Origin of the sequence: Pseudomonas sp. RGB (assembly GCF_007713445.1) — a bacterium.
Lineage (GTDB): Bacteria > Pseudomonadota > Gammaproteobacteria > Pseudomonadales > Pseudomonadaceae > Aquipseudomonas.
Genome location: NZ_VMSH01000005.1, coordinates 262,873 through 280,923 on the forward strand (window position 1 = coordinate 262,873; position 18,051 = coordinate 280,923).

The 18,051-nt window shown below is 59.4% G+C and carries 23 protein-coding genes; 22 read left to right on the forward strand and 1 reads right to left on the reverse strand.

The window, feature by feature from the left end:
- Window positions 1-52 precede the first annotated feature (52 nt).
- The 22 genes from FPT15_RS13370 to FPT15_RS13470 all read left to right on the forward strand — a co-directional run bounded on the left by FPT15_RS13370 (window position 53) and on the right by FPT15_RS13470 (window position 16,640).
- On the forward strand, window positions 53-514 hold the full coding sequence (locus tag FPT15_RS13370; protein ID WP_145161682.1) for a head completion/stabilization protein: 462 nt from the start codon (window positions 53-55) through the stop codon (window positions 512-514).
- Window positions 511-960, forward strand: coding sequence for a phage tail protein (locus FPT15_RS13375; RefSeq protein WP_145161684.1), 450 nt, complete (start codon window positions 511-513; stop codon window positions 958-960). The genes FPT15_RS13370 and FPT15_RS13375 overlap by 4 nt, the downstream gene beginning before the upstream one ends.
- Window positions 950-1,630, forward strand: a complete 681-nt coding sequence (locus FPT15_RS13380) for a virion morphogenesis protein (RefSeq protein WP_145161687.1) — start codon at window positions 950-952, stop codon at window positions 1,628-1,630. The genes FPT15_RS13375 and FPT15_RS13380 overlap by 11 nt, the downstream gene beginning before the upstream one ends.
- Window positions 1,631-1,641: 11 nt before the next feature.
- Window positions 1,642-2,757 carry a DUF2586 domain-containing protein gene (locus FPT15_RS13385; RefSeq protein WP_145161690.1) on the forward strand — a complete coding sequence of 372 codons (1,116 nt, stop codon included), beginning with the start codon at window positions 1,642-1,644 and terminating at the stop codon, window positions 2,755-2,757.
- 8 nt (window positions 2,758-2,765) lie between these two features.
- Window positions 2,766-3,215: a phage protein gene (locus FPT15_RS13390; RefSeq protein WP_145161693.1), complete on the forward strand. Its 450-nt coding sequence runs from the start codon at window positions 2,766-2,768 to the stop codon at window positions 3,213-3,215.
- Window positions 3,215-3,427, forward strand: coding sequence for a TraR/DksA C4-type zinc finger protein (locus tag FPT15_RS13395; protein WP_145161696.1), 213 nt, complete (start codon window positions 3,215-3,217; stop codon window positions 3,425-3,427). Before FPT15_RS13390 ends, FPT15_RS13395 begins: the two co-directional genes overlap by 1 nt.
- Window positions 3,424-3,732: a hypothetical protein gene (locus FPT15_RS13400; RefSeq protein WP_178119689.1), complete on the forward strand. Its 309-nt coding sequence runs from the start codon at window positions 3,424-3,426 to the stop codon at window positions 3,730-3,732. The genes FPT15_RS13395 and FPT15_RS13400 overlap by 4 nt, the downstream gene beginning before the upstream one ends.
- On the forward strand, window positions 3,729-4,262 hold the full coding sequence (locus tag FPT15_RS13405) for a lysozyme (RefSeq protein WP_145161699.1): 534 nt from the start codon (window positions 3,729-3,731) through the stop codon (window positions 4,260-4,262). Before FPT15_RS13400 ends, FPT15_RS13405 begins: the two co-directional genes overlap by 4 nt.
- Window positions 4,262-4,714: a lysis protein gene (locus FPT15_RS13410; RefSeq protein ID WP_145161702.1), complete on the forward strand. Its 453-nt coding sequence runs from the start codon at window positions 4,262-4,264 to the stop codon at window positions 4,712-4,714. The genes FPT15_RS13405 and FPT15_RS13410 overlap by 1 nt, the downstream gene beginning before the upstream one ends.
- A gap of 38 nt (window positions 4,715-4,752) precedes the next feature.
- A complete protein-coding gene (locus FPT15_RS13415; protein WP_063033540.1) occupies window positions 4,753-5,040 on the forward strand; it encodes a putative phage tail assembly chaperone in 288 nt (95 codons plus the stop codon).
- Between the two features lie 20 nt (window positions 5,041-5,060).
- Window positions 5,061-5,204: a hypothetical protein gene (locus tag FPT15_RS29775; RefSeq protein WP_371132008.1), complete on the forward strand. Its 144-nt coding sequence runs from the start codon at window positions 5,061-5,063 to the stop codon at window positions 5,202-5,204.
- Window positions 5,205-5,210: 6 nt separating this feature from the next.
- Window positions 5,211-7,523 (forward strand): phage tail tape measure protein, encoded by a 2,313-nt coding sequence (locus tag FPT15_RS13420; protein WP_145161705.1) that lies wholly within the window; start codon window positions 5,211-5,213, stop codon window positions 7,521-7,523.
- Entirely contained in the window at window positions 7,520-7,837 is a 318-nt protein-coding gene (locus FPT15_RS13425; RefSeq protein ID WP_094949954.1) for a DUF2590 family protein, read from the forward strand. The genes FPT15_RS13420 and FPT15_RS13425 overlap by 4 nt, the downstream gene beginning before the upstream one ends.
- Window positions 7,834-9,006 carry a baseplate J/gp47 family protein gene (locus FPT15_RS13430; protein ID WP_145161708.1) on the forward strand — a complete coding sequence of 391 codons (1,173 nt, stop codon included), beginning with the start codon at window positions 7,834-7,836 and terminating at the stop codon, window positions 9,004-9,006. Before FPT15_RS13425 ends, FPT15_RS13430 begins: the two co-directional genes overlap by 4 nt.
- On the forward strand, window positions 9,003-9,527 hold the full coding sequence (locus FPT15_RS13435) for a phage tail protein (RefSeq protein ID WP_145161711.1): 525 nt from the start codon (window positions 9,003-9,005) through the stop codon (window positions 9,525-9,527). Before FPT15_RS13430 ends, FPT15_RS13435 begins: the two co-directional genes overlap by 4 nt.
- A 9-nt stretch (window positions 9,528-9,536) precedes the next feature.
- A complete protein-coding gene (locus FPT15_RS13440; RefSeq protein WP_145161714.1) occupies window positions 9,537-11,924 on the forward strand; it encodes a phage tail protein in 2,388 nt (795 codons plus the stop codon).
- Between the two features lie 7 nt (window positions 11,925-11,931).
- Complete coding sequence (locus FPT15_RS13445; RefSeq protein WP_145161717.1) at window positions 11,932-12,639, forward strand: hypothetical protein; 708 nt, start codon at window positions 11,932-11,934, stop codon at window positions 12,637-12,639.
- A complete protein-coding gene (locus tag FPT15_RS13450; protein WP_256676447.1) occupies window positions 12,621-13,559 on the forward strand; it encodes a hypothetical protein in 939 nt (312 codons plus the stop codon). The genes FPT15_RS13445 and FPT15_RS13450 overlap by 19 nt, the downstream gene beginning before the upstream one ends.
- A complete protein-coding gene (locus FPT15_RS13455) occupies window positions 13,556-14,101 on the forward strand; it encodes a DNA-binding protein (protein ID WP_145161720.1) in 546 nt (181 codons plus the stop codon). The genes FPT15_RS13450 and FPT15_RS13455 overlap by 4 nt, the downstream gene beginning before the upstream one ends.
- Complete coding sequence (locus tag FPT15_RS13460; RefSeq protein ID WP_145161723.1) at window positions 14,098-14,802, forward strand: hypothetical protein; 705 nt, start codon at window positions 14,098-14,100, stop codon at window positions 14,800-14,802. The genes FPT15_RS13455 and FPT15_RS13460 overlap by 4 nt, the downstream gene beginning before the upstream one ends.
- The gene (locus FPT15_RS13465; protein ID WP_145161724.1) at window positions 14,775-15,746 is read left to right on the forward strand and encodes a hypothetical protein; all 972 of its coding nucleotides are present in this window, start codon (window positions 14,775-14,777) and stop codon (window positions 15,744-15,746) included. The genes FPT15_RS13460 and FPT15_RS13465 overlap by 28 nt, the downstream gene beginning before the upstream one ends.
- Window positions 15,747-15,812: 66 nt before the next feature.
- Window positions 15,813-16,640 carry a hypothetical protein gene (locus FPT15_RS13470; protein WP_145161727.1) on the forward strand — a complete coding sequence of 276 codons (828 nt, stop codon included), beginning with the start codon at window positions 15,813-15,815 and terminating at the stop codon, window positions 16,638-16,640.
- Here the strand turns inward: FPT15_RS13470 and FPT15_RS13475 are convergent.
- A complete protein-coding gene (locus FPT15_RS13475) occupies window positions 16,621-17,478 on the reverse strand; it encodes a phage antirepressor N-terminal domain-containing protein (RefSeq protein ID WP_256676448.1) in 858 nt (285 codons plus the stop codon). The genes FPT15_RS13470 and FPT15_RS13475 overlap by 20 nt on opposite strands.
- Window positions 17,479-18,051 lie beyond the last annotated feature (573 nt).

The window sequence follows — 18,051 nt, forward strand, 5'->3', positions numbered from 1 at the left end:
TATGGACCGTCCCACTGAAAACAGGCTCCCCGCCCTATTTGAGCGGCCAGCAATGAGCTTTTCCGGGAAAACCACCACCTTCGTGGAACTGGCGATCGAGAACGACGGCTTTTGGCCAGACCTCTCTGTGTCCGAGTTCCAAAAGGAACAACGCCTGCCGGCGGAGTACCTGGTAGAGCTGCTGGCCGACGCCTTGAACACTGCCATGGTCGAGGTCAATACGGACCTGGCCAAGTGCAAAGCACGCTGGAAAGCTAGCGGCATTACGCGTGTTGAGTCCGCAGATTCCACGCTGCTGCCGGAACGTACCTTCCAGGTGAAGCTGTACAAGCGCGCCGTTTACTGCCGCGCTAAGGGCGGCTTGCTGCCGCAGTTCGCCACCGTCACCCGCCGCGAAAGCGCCGAAAATAACGGCAAAGAAGCCCCGGAACGTGCGGAAACCTTCCTGGCTTTCAGCCAGCAGGCCGTCCGTGCGCTGCAGGGCCGTGGCCGCATTACGGCGGCGCTGCTGTGATCCAGCTGCAGGCGCTGACCGCCTACCTAATGGCCCGCAACCTGGTGCCGCCTGAGCAGTTCGACAGTTGGACCGAGCAGGTCAGCCTTGAGCTGATTTGGAAGCCCGACCGCGATGGTCTGCACATGGCCGACATGCGCTATCGCGCCGTGTTTTCCCTGGAGCGCTTCACCGGCAACCCGGCCAGGCTGATGGCCTTGGTGGGCACTTGGCTGGAAACCCACGATTCCGATAGAGACCGTCACGAACTGCCGGCGCCGCTGTTTGATATTGAACCGCTCGACCAGGACAGCTTCGACGTAGATCTGTCCCTGGAATTTATCGAGCCGCAATACCTGGCCGAAGACTCAGACGGCGAGATCGAGGCGTTCGGCAAGACCTGGGCGTTTGTCCCGTTCGATCTGTGGATTGCCGAGCAGGGCGAGGTGGGCAGCAATGGCCGCTAGCCCGCTCGACCTCGATATCAGAGGTTTGCTCAACGTCGACGCCCAACTTGCGCTGCTTGAGCTGTCGCCCCAGTTGCGCCGGCGACTGCTGAACAACGTGACCAAGCGCGTGCGGACGATGAGCCGTAAGCGGGTTCGTGAACAGACGAACCTGGACGGCACCCCGTTCGCCGAGCGCAAGGGCAGTGCCAAGGGCAAAAAGAAGATGGAAGCCGGCCTGGCCAAGCTGCTGCAGGTCACCCGCGTCAGCTCTGATGAAGCTGAGTTGGGCTGGAAAAACGCCCTGACTCGTTGGGTAGCCGCCCAGCAACACAACGGCGTCAGCGAGCGACGTACCGCCGCACAGATGCGCCGCTGGAACAAAGTCCCACCAGGTATCGCGTGCACCGACAAACAGGCAAAGCGCCTGCGCCGGCTGGGTTTCCGTGTGCGGCACAAAGGCAAAAAAGCGCTGACCCGGCCATCTGTGGCGTGGATTCAAGAGCATGTGAATTACGCCAAAGCCGGCTTGCTGATCCGCATTTTGAACGATGAAAAAACCGAGACGTCGGGCGCGCAAAGCTGGGACATCACCCTGCCAAAACGCCAGTTCCTCGGGGTGGAGACCGGGAGCGAAACCCGCGAGCTGGTTAACCAGGTCTTCCAACAAATCCTTAATTCACCCCGCTAACGAGGCACAGCATGGCACTTGGCAAAGTCAGCGTTAACAATCTCAATCTGGGCCAAGGCGCCGTGACTGAGATCGAACGCTATTTCCTGTTCATCGGTCCCGGCACGAAAAACGCCGGCAAATTGGTCGCGCTCAATACCGACAGCGACTTGGACGCCACCCTGGGCCTGCAGCCCAGTGACCTGAAAACCCAGATCACTGCAGCGCGCCTGAACGGCGGCGATCGCTGGGCATGTCTGGCGGCGCCGATCGGCTCCGAAGGCGAGTGGCAACCGGCGCTGGAAGCATCGCAGCAGCAAGGCTTCTCCGTTGAGGCCGTGGTTATCACCAAGCCGGTGACCAAGGGCGAAGAGCTGGCGGCAATGCACGACGCTGCTGTGTCGCTGAGCAATGTCTACGGGCGCCGCGTATTCATCATGGCGGCGTCCGCCAGTCCGACGCCGATGCAGACCTGGGACGAATACCTGCTGGAACAGAAGGCGATTACCGCCGACCTGGCCGCGCCCCGCGTCCTAGTGGTGCCCCAGTTGCATGGCAACGACCTGGGCGTATTGGCCGGTCGCTTGGCTAACGCCGCTGTGAGCGTTGCTGACAGCCCTATGCGTGTGGCCACCGGTGCCGTTCTCGGCCTCGGCAGTGTGCCGGCGGACAAGGAGGGTGTCCCTTTGCCGTCCTCGATCCGCGCCGAGTTGGACAAGGCCCGTTTTTCCGTCTCTCAGACCTACCCCGATTACCCGGGCGTGTACTGGGGCGACGGCAACATGTTGGACACCCCGGCCAGTGACTTCCAGGTAATTGAATACCTGCGCCTAGCCGACAAGGCGGCACGCCAGGTGCGTCCGTTGCTGATTCGTCGTGTCGGCGATCGTCGATTGAACAGCACCCCCAACAGCATGGCCGTGAACATCAACGCGCTGATGGCGCCCCTGCGCCGTATGGCCAAGTCGGTGAAGTTCGCCGGCCAGGTGTTCCCGGGCGAGATTGAAACGCCGAAAGACGGCGACATCGTGCTGGTCTGGAAGAGCAAAACCGCCGTCGAGGCCTACATCAAGATCAAGCCCCACAACTGCCCGAAAGACCTCACGGCGAACATCGCCCTGGACCTTTCCACCGACGATTCGGAGTAACCCCCCCCATGTCACGTATTGGCGGCAAGAACTTCGACGTGAACCTGGGCGACATGCTGGTTCACGTCGAAAGCTGCACCCTGGATATCACCGACAACAGCAAAACCGCGCAAACCCGGGGCGTGCCTGACGGCTACGTCGACGGCGACGTGGCAGCTGCGGGCGACCTGGAGCTGGATTCCACCAACTTCAATCTGCTGATCGAAGCGGCCCGCACTGCTGGCAGCTTTCGCAAGCTGGAGGCCTTCGACGCGGTGTTTTTTGCCAAGGCCGGCGACGACGAGCTGCGCATTGAGGCCTTCGGCTGCAAGTTGAAGGTCTCCAGCCTGCTGAGCATCGATCCCAAGGGCGGCGAGAAGACCAAGCACAAGGTGCCGTTTGAGGTCACCAGCCCGGACTTTATCCGCATCAATGGCGTGCCGTACCTCGACGCTACCGAAATCGAGGGCATTAGCTGATGGGCGATTGGCTCGACGACGCTAAAGCGATCGAGGAACTGGAGCGCGAACGTTCAATCCAGGCCCAGCTGGCACGTCCGCGCCCCTCGGGGCCGAGCCGCAGCCACTGCCAGGACTGTGACGAGCAGATCCCAGTCAAGCGCCAGGCTCTGGGCGGAATCACCCGTTGTACGCCGTGCCAGACACTTACCGAGCGGAGAAGCCGCCGATGACCGACGCAACCACGCCCGACCTTGCGGCGAACTTCGCTCGCCTGGGGCGCCTTGAGCGAAAAATGGCGGTGGTCGAACACCGCGTGGGCCAGATGGAAACAGTCCCGACCCGTGTCACCAAGCTGGAACAGCAGTTTGAACACCTGGCTGGCCAACTCTCGGAACTCAACGAGGGCCAGCAAAAGCTGACCAGCGTTGTGTCCGGCCTCGGCACCAAAATTACCTGGGCGCTGGCCGTGGCCAGCACCTTGTGGGCCGTGCTGCAGATGATCGGCCCAACCTTGCTTCGCGTGGTGTTCCCATGAGCCTGCGCGGCAAGATCGCCGCCGGCGCGATTGCGCTCTGCAGCTCCACGCTGGTGGTGTTCCTCGGTACCTGGGAAGGCAACGGCCAGAACACCGTGTATGCCGACAAGCTCGCCCAGGGCCTGCCGACCGTGTGCAAAGGCATCACCCGCCATACCAGCCCTTATCCGGTGGTGGTCGGTGACTACTGGTCAGACGCGCGGTGCGACGAGGTGGAACAGCTGGTGATCAGCAAGGGCCAGTTGCAGTTGGCCGACTGCATCACCAACCAGGACGTGGGCCAGAACACCTTCGACGCGCTGAGCAGCCATAGCCATAACTTCGGCGTGCCCAGCACCTGCGCCAGTCGGGCTGTCGCGCTGATCAATGCCGGGCGCATCAAGGACGGATGCAACGCACTGGCGTGGGCCGCTGACGGCAAAACCCCAGTGTGGGCCTACGTCACCACCGGCCCGGGGCAAAAGGAATTTGTCCGAGGCCTGCACCGGCGCCGGTTGGCCGAAGCGCAACTGTGCAAGGCGGGCTTGTAATGCGCGAAGCCATTTTCCCCCTGGTGCTGTGCCTGGTGGCCTGGTTCGCCTTTGATCTGCTGGAAGGTCAGCGCGATATCGCCCGCAGCGAGCGCGATGCAGCGCTGTTCGAAGTCACCGGCCTGCGCGAAGCGGCGCGTGTTAGCGGCGAGATGTTGGCCGAGCGGGACGCTATTGATCTTCAACGCACCCAGGAACTGAACGATGAACGCATCGAAAACGACGGCCTGCGCCTCGCTGTTCGCGCTGGCCGTAAGCGGCTGCAGCTCAACGCCACCTGCAGCGTCCCCGCGTCCGGTACCACCGGCGCCGGCGGCTTGGCTGATGGCGGATCCGCCGAACTCACAGAAGACGCTCGACAAAATTATTTCACCCTCAGAGATCAGCTCGCCCTCAGTCGGCAAATGATCCTGGGCCTACAGGACCACGTGCGCCGGGTTTGCCAGCGCTGACGTTTTCCCACTTTTAAACCCTGACCGGAGCAACACGCATGACCGATAAACGTGAAATCACCCTGGAAGTCGGCGACAAGGAATTCACCTTCGAGCTGACTCCGCAGGACGTGACCAAGTACTTCAACGCCGTGACCCAGACCAACAAGGTCGCACCGGCGAACAACCTCCTGGTTAACACCGTTAAGCAGGAAGAACGCGCCTCCCTCAAGCCGATGCTGGGCAACCCGGTATTGGTCATGCAGCTGGCCGGCGCGCTCCTGGAGGAATACAGCCCAGACGTTGAAGTCACCGTAAAAAAGCCCTCGACCACGCCGAACGACTGACCGAAAACGGCCTGGGCCAGTTGGTGGCCCTGGCCGGTCGCTGGCTACCAGGTGCCGAGCCCACCGCCGAGGTGATGGGCACGGCCAAGTGGCTTGAGGACGAACACTGGCGGCGGATGGAAATCGCCATCGCCAACGGCATCGCCCACGCATTGAACGGATAAACACAGATGGCTGACCAAAGCGCCCGCCTGGCCTTCATTTTGAGCCTGACCGATAAGGTCACTGCCCCGTTGGGGAAGGTGAAAATGGGCTTTTCTGACCTGGCAGAACAGAGCGAAAAGCACATTAAGACCATGGGCCTTGGCCTGGCGGGCTTGGTAGGCGCCGGTGTGGCCATCACCCAGTCGCTGGAACCCGCCCTGGAGATGAACCGCGCCCTGGGCGAGGTCCGATCGCTGAGTGTGGCCGAGGATGCGTTGACCGCCCTGAATCGCAAGTCGCTGGAGTTTTCGGTGGCCTACGGAGAAAACGCCCGGGACTTTGTGGCCTCGGCGTACCACATTGAGGGAGCCATAAAGGGGCTGGCGGGCAGTCAGTTGGCCACCTTCACCAACGCCAGCAACCTATTGGCCAAGGCCACCAAGTCCGACGCGGACACCATGGGCACCTATGTCGGCACCATGTACAACCTGTTCAAGGGCCAGGCCGATGCCATGGGCAAGGGCCAGTGGGTGGAAACCCTAGCGGGCCAAACCGCCACTGCAGTGCAGCTGTTTCGTACCAGTGGCGAGCAGATCGGCGAGGCATTCAAAGCTGCCGGCGGCCTGGCCAGCACTGCAGGTGTGAGCCTGGCCGAGCAAATGGCGGTACTGGGGACGCTGGGCAGCACCATGGACGGCGGGGAGGCCGGTGGCCTCTACAAATCGTTCTTTGAGAACGTCAGCGGCGCATCGGAAAAACTCGGCATGTCCTTTGTCGACCAGCAGGGCAAGTTGCTGCCGATGATGGACATCCTGGACAAGCTCAAAGGCAAGTTCGGTGACCTGTCGATCGAGGCCAACGGCAAAAAACTGCGTGACGCCTTCGGCGGCGAAGCGGCGCGGCTGATCACCACACTGCTGGGCGACACCGACCGCCTGAAAAACGGCATGGATCGACTGGGCAATGTGCACGGGTTGGAGAACGCCGAGCGCATGGCCAAACAGATGGTGGATCCGTGGCAACAGTTCGGCGCCGCTGTGCAGGCATTGCGTATCGCTTTCGGGCAGTCGCTGATCCCGATCCTGACGCCGCTGATGGATCGCCTGGTGGGCATCGCTGCCACGCTTACCCGCTGGACCCAGTTGTTTCCCAACATCACCCGCGTGATCGGCATCACCACGTTGGTGGTGTTCGGGATCATTGCGGCCATGTCGTTGCTCACGCTGACCGTGGGTATCTCGAAAATGGTCTGGCTGGGTCTGGTCACCGTGTGGAAAGTCCTGACCATGGCCGGCCTGCGCAGTATCGCGATGTTCCTGTATCACACAGTTATGGTGATCGGGTTCGTCGCGGGCCTGGTGCTGATGGTCGCCTGGATGGGCCTGGTCAAGGGCGCGATGCTGCTGTGGCAGGGCGCGATCTGGCTGGTCAATACCGCGCTACTGGCCAACCCGGTGACATGGGTTGTGGTCGGCATTGTCGCCCTGGTCGCTGCTGTGGCGGCGGCGATCATCTACTGGGACGAATGGACCAGTGCGCTACTCAACAGCGAAGCATTCCAGTGGGTCAGTGCCCAGCTTACGGCGCTGTCTGACTGGTTCGACTCGATGGGCGGTTGGTCGGGCATGGCCAGCGCCGCGTGGGACGGCATCGTCAATATCTTTAAGTCGGCCATCAATGGCTTGATCGAGATGCTGAACAAGATCCCGGGCGTGCAGATCGATGCCGCGTTTGGCGACATGCCGTCGGCACCGCAACTGCCAACCATCACTGCACCGACGGTCGAGGCACCGTTGCTGCCGCAGCTGGTGAGCGCTCCCCAGCAAACCATCCAAGCGCCGCCCCTGGTGATGGCTGCCGCACAGAAGACGCCCGCGCCGGCCATGCCCGCGCTCAACGCATTGCAGCCCCAGGCACAGCCGCCAGCGTTTGTCCTGGCCCCGGTACCGAAAACGCCGGCGCCTATTCCGCAGCCCCTTACGGCACCCGAGCCCCCGCGCACCGCGCCGGCACTCGTGGCCGCGCCTGCCTTGAAGACACCGGTGCCGATCGGGCCGCAGCTCAACATCCCGCAGCCGAAGCAGCCGCCGGCACTGGTGACGGCGCCGGCACCCACTGAAAAGGCCGAGCAAAGCCAGCAACGCATGAATGGCTCTGTGGCCAGCCTGTCACCGAAACGGCCCGATGCCGTGCCCCGGGGCGGCTTGCTGAGCAGCATCCAGAACAACAACCAAACCCAGAACAAGGGCACCCACGTGGAGAACGTCAACATTCACACCGGTAAACCGATGAACCCGCTGGAGCTGGAAGGCATGTTGGCCATGGCGGTGGGTGGATGAGCGAATACATCGACCTGCTGATCATCGACAACGACCTGGTGCTGGACCCGTCACGTCAGCCGCTGCTGATTGAGGACCGGGCCAGCATCGCCCAGGACATCGCGCACATGATCCGCGAAAGCGGCCTGCTGGTAACGCTGGTGGCTGAGCGCAGCCGCCTGCGTCAACGCGACTGCATCCAGCAATTGGAACTGCTGGTGGAGGCGGACGAACGCCTGGTACCGGGCACCGCACTGATTAACCAGGTGCAGTCCGGCCAGTACCTGGTCACGGCCAAAACGCTGAAGTTTGGCGACATCGAGGTGACCCTGTGAGCGACGTAGATTTTAAACAGGCACTCGCCGACGCCGGCATTCCCGTGACCGAGGACGGTTTGCGTAAGGCCTGGGAAAAGGAAGTAGCGGCCCAGGGCAGCGAGATGAGCAACACCAGCGCTTATTCGCCGTTCTGGCGGGTGATGACTGCCCTGGTGACCAAGCCCGTCATGTGGCTGATCAGCTTTATCAGTGGCACCGTCCTGCCCAACTTCTTTGTGAAAACCGCCCGCGACAAGTGGTTGGACATGCTGGCCTGGGCGGTCAACGTCGAGCGCAAAGGCGCCACCAAGGCCAAGGGCATGCTGTTGTTCACCCGCGACGTTGCCGGCGGCGTGCTGCAGATGCCTGCCGGCATTAAGGTGCAGTCAGCAGCCATCAATAGCCATATTTACCAGTTGGTCACCACCCAGGCGGTGACCTTTGCCGACGGCGTGCTGCAGCTGGAAGTCCCGGCCGAGGCCCAAGAGGTTGGCAGTGGTTTCAACCTGGCCCCGGGTTATTACGCGATTTTGCCTGTGCCGATTCCGGGCATCGTCCAGGTGGTCAACACCGACGGTTGGTTGATTGCACCAGGTGCAGGTCCTGAGCCTGACGATCAGCTGCGTTTGCGGGTGCGCAACCAGTTCTCGGCGGTCAACCAGTGGCACACCGATGCAGTCTATCGGGCGATGATTTCCGCGTTCCCGGCGGTACGGCCTGATGGCGTTTACTTCTTGCACGGCGCACCACGTGGCCCCGGCAGTGCGAACGCCTATGTACTGTTTGAGGCGGACGTGCCGGCAGCGGCCTACCTGGAGCAAATCAACGCCCATATCCGTGACCAGGGCAACCATGGCCACGGCGACGATCTGTTGGTGTTGGTGATGCCTGAGACCCTGCATAAGTTGAGCGTAACGCTGTGGCCACGTCCTGCACTGACCACCGAACAACGCGCCAAACTGCAGGCCGAGGCCGAGTTATTCATTCGTGCGGCCTTTCGTGAAAGTGGCACCGGTGACTATCAGCCGACCCTGACTTATCCCCAGGCGCGCTTTTCATTCAGTCGCCTGGCCGAAGAACTCCACCAGCAGTTCCCCGGCATCGAGTCGCTGCACTTCGATAACGCCGACATCGTGTCAGAGCTGACCATTCCACGGATCAGCAGCCTGCAGGTGGTGTTGCCATGATCAAGCTCAATTTGCCGTTCTGGTTGGATGGCCCGCAATTGGCCAAGCTCAAGGCCGCTTGCCAGGCGTGGTGGGAGCGAGTTGAAGGTTGGATGCAGTGGCCATTGCTGCAGATGGACACCGAGAGCTGCCACCTGACGATTCTCGATCTGTTGGCCTGGCAGCGGGATATTAGCCGTTTCAAGGACGAGCCGGAAAACCTGTACCGCCTGCGGGTCAAGTTCGCCTTTATCAACGCCGTCGATGCCGGCAGCACAGCTGGGCTTAAACGCATTCTGCAGCGCCTCGGCGTGGGTTATGTCGAGATCGAGGAACGCATGCCAGAGCGGGATTGGGACGTGGTGCTGTTGCGCCTCTCCGACTCCCAGCTATCGCAAAACCCGGAGCTGTTACGCGTCCTGGTTCAGCAATACGGCCGCACTTGCCGGCGCTATGACTTCGTAACCATCACCCCCGTGTCACTGCACATTGTCGCGGTGGACTTCAACGACGACCAGCAAACGCTGGTTGCCAGCCTGTAGGAGCCTCCCGTGGGAGCCAGTATTACCCTCGCAGGTGAAAGCCTGATCGCCCAGAAACTGGGATCGCAACAGCGCCTCGATGTCGTGCGCTTCATCTTTGCCAACGTGCCAGGCCTGGACCCGAACGCACCTGTGAACCGTGCTGCAGTAAAGCCGCCGGCATCGCAGATCGTTCACAGCTACGCCATCCCCCAGCAAAACGTGGGGTATGTGAACCCCAACCAGGTGGTGTACAGCTCGATGCTGGGCAGTGATATCGGGGACTTCGACTGGAACTGGATCGGCCTGGAAACCGCCGAGGACGTGTTGCTGGCCGTGGCTTACATGCCGCTGCAGCAGAAGCGTAAAAACATTCCGCCGCTGCAGCTGGGCAACAACCTCACCCGGAACATCATGGTGGTGTTCGACGGAGCCCAGGCGCTGACCGGCGTCACCATCGACGCCAAGACCTGGCAGCACGACTTTACGATTCGGCTAAAGGGAATCGACGAGCGCGAGCGCCGGAGTAATCGCGATATTTTCGGTCGGGCATGTTTTTTTAGCGACGGGTTCCAGGTTGAAAAGGTCGGTAACGCCTACCAAATCAAACCGGGATTGGCCTACGTTGACGGAATCCGCATCGAATTAGCCAACACTTTGCCGATTACGTTGCCGGCGATGCCTTCACCGGTCTACCTCGATGTTTCTTTGCGCAGAGAACGCAACGACACGATGGCCGTCTGGACAGTGGCATACGGTGGGGTTGACTACACCGACAGCGCCGACGTTCGGCATTACCTCATTGCTCTGGCGTACGTTAAGACCTCTGAAATCACTGATTTTCGGACGGTTGAACCGATCACCGGCCCATTGATACAGCACCTGGCTGCCCGTGTCGGTGACTATCCCCAGCTGCGCGCCCGGGCAACGACCAAGGACGACGTAGAGCTGGGTAATTTACCCAACGCCATCAGCGACGACGCCGGCACCGACAGCAGCAGAATTCTGGCCACCACCAAGGCAGTATCTGGCGCTCGCAAAGTCCTGCAGCAAGCGATCGACAAGCTGATCGACGGCACGACACCGGCGGGCAAGGCCAAGCAGTTGGAAACCGCCCGCAAAGTCTCGATCAGCGGTGTCGGCACGGGTAGTGCGACGTTTGACGGTACGGCGGATGTGAACATCAACGTCACGATGCCTGACATTGTGGCGTCCTGGAAATACACCAAGGTGACGGTGAATTCCAAGGGCCTAGTGACTTTTGGCGAATACCTCCAACCCGCAGATATCCCTGTGTTGGACTGGTCAAAGATCACCAGCGGCAAGCCGACCACGGTAGAGGGCTATGGCATCACCAACGCCTTGATTACCGGACGCACAACGCAGCAACGCCCTAGTTTTGCTTCGCCGAGTACGGGTGGTTTTGCTACTGGCGGCGGTGCGATTGAGATCCGGGAAGCCAAAGAAAATGGCAGTGCCTCAAGTGATTATGCCTATGCGCCAAGGATTCTTTTTCACTGGGGCGGTGTTCGAGCTCATGAACTCGGAATGGACAGCACCGGCGGCTTGTTGTGGTCGGATAAAAAGGTCTGGACCGAGCACAATTTTAATCCTGACTCGAAAGCGAACAACGCCACTACGGCTGAGGGATACGGGATAACCAACGTGCTGTTGGTTGGAAAGGTATCGCAGCAAAGACCCTCATTAGCAGCACCTACCCCAGGTGGGGTCAACGGTCAGGGCGGGGCGTTGGAGATACGCGAAGTACAACAAGTCGGAGATGGCCAGACAGACTTCGCTTACGCCCCGGCGATTACCTTTCACTGGGGCGGCCGTTACGGCCGCCAGTTGGCGATGGACAGAAATGGCGACCTCTGTTGGAACGGTCAGTCCTTGTTCCATACCGGGAACCTGAACCCCAGCAGCATCGTGCCTGCCGGCGCCATCCTCATTTTCGCAATGTCCGGCATACCTGCTGGCTACCTCAGGGCAAATGGTGCAGCTGTCTCTCGAACTACCTACGCGGCTCTTTTTGCGCAGATCGGCACTTACTACGGTGCCGGTGACGGGGCCAGCACCTTTAACTTGCCTGACTTGCGAGGCTTATTTGTCCGAGGCCTCGATGAGGGCAGAGGGTTCGACGCCGGCCGCAATTTAGGCACCTTTCAAGACAGTCAAAACGCTTCACATACACACGCCGCGTCAAGCGATGCACAGGGTGAACATACTCACGGTCTTCTAAAGGCTGCTTCGGGCAACAACAGTTCCGGCGGCTATGTCAGTCCTGCAAACGTAGGTAATGCGCTATCGACCACACAGCCAGCGGGAGCCCACTCCCACAACATCACGGTAGCCGCTTCGGGTGGTAATGAGTCACGTCCGCCGAACATCGCATTTATCTACTGCATTAAGTATTGAGACTCCTATGAAAACCAAAACTGTGTTCCAAACCGATCGCCTGGGGCTCTTTACTGGTACCGCTGAGGCAGAAGAATCCCCCCTTGAACCGGGCGTATTTCTGATTCCTGGCGGGTGTGTGGAAGTCGCGCCACCCAAGATCCCGGCCAACAAAGCCGCCTGCTGGAGCAACGGTAAGTGGGTCATCGTCGATTACTTCGAGGGCCTGATCGTATACAGCATCACCACGGGCGAACCCTTGACGGTTAATGGCGTAGGACCGATCCCAAACGGCTACACCACGAAAAAGCCGGGGCCTGATCAGGTTTGGAAGAATGGCGAATGGGTGGACGATATCGGCGCGATTTTGGCCGCGCTGTATGAACAAAAGCTGCAGGAGCTCAACGACGGCTGCAACCACCATATCGAAAGCGGATTTGTCTCCAGCGCCCTGGGCGCCCCTTACCGTTACGCCAGCCAGATGGACGATCAAATCAATCTCACCGGCATGGTGTTGAGCGGTTTGGATGCCAGCTATGCCTGTTTCGACGCCAACCTGGTGAAAGGCTTTCGTCCCCATACGGCTGCCCAATTGCACCTGGTGGGCCAGGACCTGGTGCGCTTCAAGCAGGCGGCATTGCAGCACGCCGACAACCTCAAGCAGGACTTGGCGACCGCGCTCAGGGACAAGAAGCTCAAGGTAATGAAGGCCATCAAATGGGCACCGCCGGCATGACCTGGAATGCAGTGAAAATGCGCTGGCCAGAACAGGCTACTCAATGGATGGACCAGTTGGCAGACGCGCAGAGTCTCGCCGGCGGCGAGCTGGCCAGCACCGCTAAACGCCTGTCGGACCTCAATGGCAAGACCACGACCAACCCGGGGCCGGTGGGTGATGCTGCCCAGGGCGCGATAGCTGCAGGTCGTGGCGCACTCGCCGATCAAATGGGCGAGGCCCCGGCCTGCCTGGTGGTGACGCCGTTTCAAAGTGGAGTTGGCCAAGGCCGTGGCTATCAGCGTTTTCTGTCTGCACCGAACTTGCTGCAGCACCTTGCCGGCAAGCTGGTGGATGTCAGCGACATAGGCCGGCCCGACACCCCCCAGCACGCGCTGTGCCTTCTGTTCCTGGCCACTCGTTTCGATCAGTTGGCCGACAGCCTGGCGCGTTTCAACGCTTTGCTGCCGATGCCTGACCTGGTGCGAACCGAACGCCGAGCGCGCCACCTTTCGAAACTGGAAACGGAAAAGTGGGAGATCCCCGACGCCGGCACCCTGCCGCGCTGGCAGTCGCTGCCCCTGGAGCGCTGCACAGTGGTCAAAGCCGCCCAGCAATCCATGGCCGGCCAGATTGCCGTCCTGGAGAGCTACGCCGCCGACAGCTCGCCCATGGCGGCACTCTCTGACCTGGCCAGCCGCAAGGCCGCCCAGCAACAGGGCCGTGACCAACAGCTGGCCGATCTGAAAGCCCTGCTGGCCGGCGGCAACGCTGACAGCAGCATGCGTGCGCGCCTGATCGGCCCGGGCAACGCCACTGAGTTGCGCCAGGCGCTGTTGGTAGGTGATCCCCCCGGGCATGAATGGGTGCTTTGCGCCGGCGCGCTGCTGGTGGGATCTGAGCAAGGCCTGAGCTTTGTCCGTGAACTGGTGGGCCTATGACGCTGCTACTCGACGGGCAAGAGGTGCGCGGGAAGAACCTCAAGGTCACCGGCAACCTGCGGATTGAAAGCGACGATCTGTCAGGCCAGACCAGCAACACCGACAAGGGGCACAAGGGATTCAAGCCCAAAACCCTGACCGTCAGCCTGATGATTCCTTTCGTTGACCAGGTGCAGTTGCGCGACCTGATGCGCCTGGTGGAAGCAACCGCCGGCGGTGGCCAGCTCAAGACGTACCGAATCGTCAACGACACCGCCGCCGCGTTTGGCATGCGCCAGGTGACGTTCACCGAAGGCGTGAGCGCCCGGGAAGATGACAACCTGCGCGGCTGGCTGATCCAGTTCACCCTGACCGAAAAGCTCTCCAATCCGGAAAAAGTGGAAGGGCGCCGATCGGGCAACGCGGTGACGGCGCAGTCTGGCCCGGGCGGTGCGGTCGGCGGCGCCGGCGGCGACACGCCTGGTGGCCCCGAAGAACTGACCGGTTTCGAAGCCACGCTGAAAAAAGTGGATACCTGGTTGGGCGGGAGTCCCAAGGAATGAAGCTGCACAAGGAATTGACCATCAGCGGCGCGCCTTACGTTCTGGTCAAAAACGAAGTTCGGCTGGATGCGAAAAGCCCAGGCCGGGCGACGTTCACCATTCAGGCGACGGCGCCGGTCAAGGGGCTGGTGACGCTCGATATCGGCTACAACAGCAGCACGCTGCAGCGACACTTCATTGGCTACGTCGAGCGCAGCAGCACGGCCAGCAGCACCCAGCAGGTGCTGTTCTGTCGCGAGCTGGCCGCAATCCTGGCCAACCCGCTGCCGCTGAACCTGCGTCACGTTGACCTGCGCGCCGTCCTGGTCGAGATCGGCAAGCATACTGGTTTGCGCTTCCGCGTCCCGGAACAGCCGTATGCCAGCGTCAAGGCGCCGTTTTTCTACAGCCTGGCCGCCGGCTATCAAGCCATGGACAGCCTGGCCCGGGTTTTCAACATCCCCGACTTCATCTGGCAGCAGCAGGGCGGCGGGGAAGTGTTCGTGGGCAGTTGGGCCGACAGCTTCTTTGGCGTTCGCTCGCCGCTGCAGCTGCCGGTGGAGCTGTTCGACGACTACCAGGGCAACCAGAGCGCGATGATTGCAGCCCTTCCAGGGTTGCGACCAGGTGCAACGATCAACCACGGCGAGCGCATCACCAGTGTGGCGCTCATCGACAACCAGATGGCCATCCGATGGACGACGCAATCCGCCGCAGCGTAGAACGACAATTCCCCGAACTAACCGGCGGTTACCACCTGCCACGCTTTGCCCGGGTTGTCGCCGTTGCCGATGCGCCCGCCGGCGCCGGGATCTGCGACGACTTCCGCCCACGCTATGCGGTCGACATCGAGGTCATGGGGCAGGATGGCGAGCCAGATCCTAAGCTGCCGATCCTGGCCGGCGTGCCGCTGCCACTGCCCACCGGTGGCGAAGAGATGGGCATCTATGCGTTCCCCGAGGAAGGCACTCAAGTTGTGGTGTGCTTTGCCTACGGCCTGCCGCACAAGCCCTATATCCAAACCATTTTGCCCCACGGGCTAAGCTTGCCCAGCGTGCCGAAGGGTGACCAGGTGTGGCAGCACAGCGAAGCCTGTCAGCAGCGTGTCGACGCGGACGGCAACTGGCTGCGCCAGACTGACGGCAAGATCCTGGATAAGGCGATCGAGCGGGAAGTGGAGGCGATGGGCAACACTGAGCGGTTCCAGAGCCACACCAGGACCGTGGACGACCATTCAACGGAGTCGGTTGGGGGCATCAAGACGCTTGAAGCCCTGGGCGCGCTCAAGCTGTTGTCGGGCGGATCTGCGAGCCTGGCGGCGGTGGATGACTTGCACCAGGCGACCGGGCGGGATTTAAACCTGGTGGTGGGGCAGAAGCACAACGCAACGGTGGGTGGCGATATGGAGGAAAGGATTGAGGGGGTGCGGGATAGTTTGGCGGCGGTAAGCCAGAGCTTAAAGGCGCCCAAGACGTGGCTGGGGTCAGAAGGGCTAAATGTCCTGCAGGTGCTTTGTGATTTGCTTGACCTAGTACAAAAAATGAATGCCCAGTTAGCCGGTCACGTTCACGCATCTAGTCCCGTTCCCAAGAATGCACCAGAGTTTGGATCAAATTCCGTTGCCGCAGGGCTCCTTGGCGAAAAATTGAAAAATATCACGCGCTGAGGGATAAGATGTCAGCCTAAGGCTAACTTAAATTTTTTAATTCCGTGGGATGCAAGGATGATCACCATGATAGAAGTTTTGATTTGTGCAATTAAAGAAATTCCAAATGTCGTCTGGTCTGGTGTTATAGCTGCGTTTATCGCCCTAAGTGGTGTATGGGCTTCTAATAGAGGTAATAATAAGCGTTTAAGTTTGCAGTTGACCCATGATGCTCAGGAGAAAAGTAAGGAAAGGATCCATGCATTGCGTAGCGAAGTATATTTGGCGGTAATGGAATATATAGAAATCACTAATATTCATTTGTCGTCGCTGAGCAATCGTGATTTAACTAAGTCCGACATGTCTTTAGAGATGCAGGTGATCGGCGGCGCTATGGCAAAGCTGAGATTAGTTGCCGAGGCTGAAACTTCAAAAATAGCGACTGAATTGGGTATGGCATTTGGTTCGGCTTTTTTGAAACTGATTTTTTCCTTGGCGCCGTTGCAAAAGGAGAAAGTGGAAATTGAAATAAATAATGATTTCTATAATGAGGCTCATGAGGAAGCGAAAGCGTTGCAGCGTGATATTGACAAGATTATTCAGAGTGGAAAAATTGATTATCTTAGGTTGCAAGCTCTTCAGTCTGCATTTGATTTTAAGCGTAAGCAAACTAATGAATATGCTAGCGCAAGAGCCCATGCATGCATTAGGCGAAGCGTGGAGCTGGAGGAGTTTAATCGGATTTTAATGATTGAAATGAAATCGCTCACAGAGGTGCAGCTAAGGTTGATGATCGCGGCTCGTAGTGATCTAGATCTAACCTCTAACTCGCAAGAGCTGCGTAAACAACTGGAGCTTCAATGGTCTGTGATGCAAGCCGCGTATGAGTCATCAATTAAATCGATGAAAGATTAAGTATTGCTGGCTCGGTTTTAAGAGGCCCTTCGAAGATCCAGCAGCGTATCGTTTTGTCTTCAATTGAGCTGCCCTTCGGGCCGGTAGAGACAAATTTCGGCTGCGTACTGAGCTTCATTGCGTGCCGCATTTTTGCATCAAAAATTAGCTTTATACCATTCTTTTTAAATAGCACCTCTAGATGCGGTAACTTCAAGTAGATTTTGCCACTTAACCAAGGGGCGTGATTGTATCGCTCGCCTCTACGATCAAGTATTTCCAAGGCGTCCCATAGCGACTTAAGACACGCGTCGGGCAGCGGGTCGGCGTTGCCTATTGTTTTCAGCTCCGGTACAGACAGCCCCAACTGGAGGGAAGTATGCGCGAGTTGTTCGTGGAGCGCGGCACGTACTCCAGCGTCCCGCGTACGATACAACTCTTTCAACAAGGCTACGCGGTGACGTGATAGGGCGATTTGCTGGGATACGTTAAGTGCAGCGAAGCGAGTGACGCTACCCTTGGACCAATAGTCCCACAACGCATCGTCGCATTCTTCCTGATAGCGAGTGATCTTGTAACGCAGCTCGGGCTTCACTTTGTTGGGGCTGATCGAGTAGAGCCAGGCTGGCAGCTTACGTAAGGGAAGACAGACCATTCCCCTCATTTTGCCATCCTCTCCAACCGTTGGTATTTCCCCAACGGTTGAGCTGAATTTTTCGGTCAGCTTTACGTATTGAGTTGGCCAGTCCATTCCCATGTTGTTAACGATTGCTCGCATTGCGACCATAGGCTCATTATCCCGGCCGACCAACACCACTGTGTCCTCATAGAAAGGGACAGGCATCATTTGATTTTGCATCTCGCTTCCCTCAAGGGCAGGGTCAACTGTCGCCATTATCGTGACAGTTTAAAGTGATCCGAAACAAGGTGTGGTGATCATCACGGCACCTTTAGCTGTAGCTGAACGCCTGCAATCGCTTCGGGCTGAGGGGCGAAAATGTACGCACTAATTTGCAGTAATGCGCGATCTACATTCTCAACCGTCGACTCTCCTCGCGCCTCAACGAAAATAGTCCTCCCCAAAAAAAATACGTAGAAAAAAGCACTTATCCCCCTCCCGCCGACGGGGTTTGTGTCCTTTTTTTGTGCAAAGTCGGAAGTAGTGCAAACGAAGCTGCAGCCCAGGCGGGTCGTGGGGCTCTACAGGCGATCGGCAATTTCACAGATTGCAAAGTTTGGAGAAAAAATGCGGCCTGATTGCACAGGGGCGCACTGGGAGGTAAAGAAGGGGGCATGGCTGGAGGCCCCGGTTTGCATGGCTCTGATATATAAAAAAGAAGCGATTCGCAGATTTTTTTCTGGATGGCTGGCCAAGTCGCAATTCACCGCGGTCGACGATAGAGTCTCAAACCTCGTTGGACCGTACCGGTTG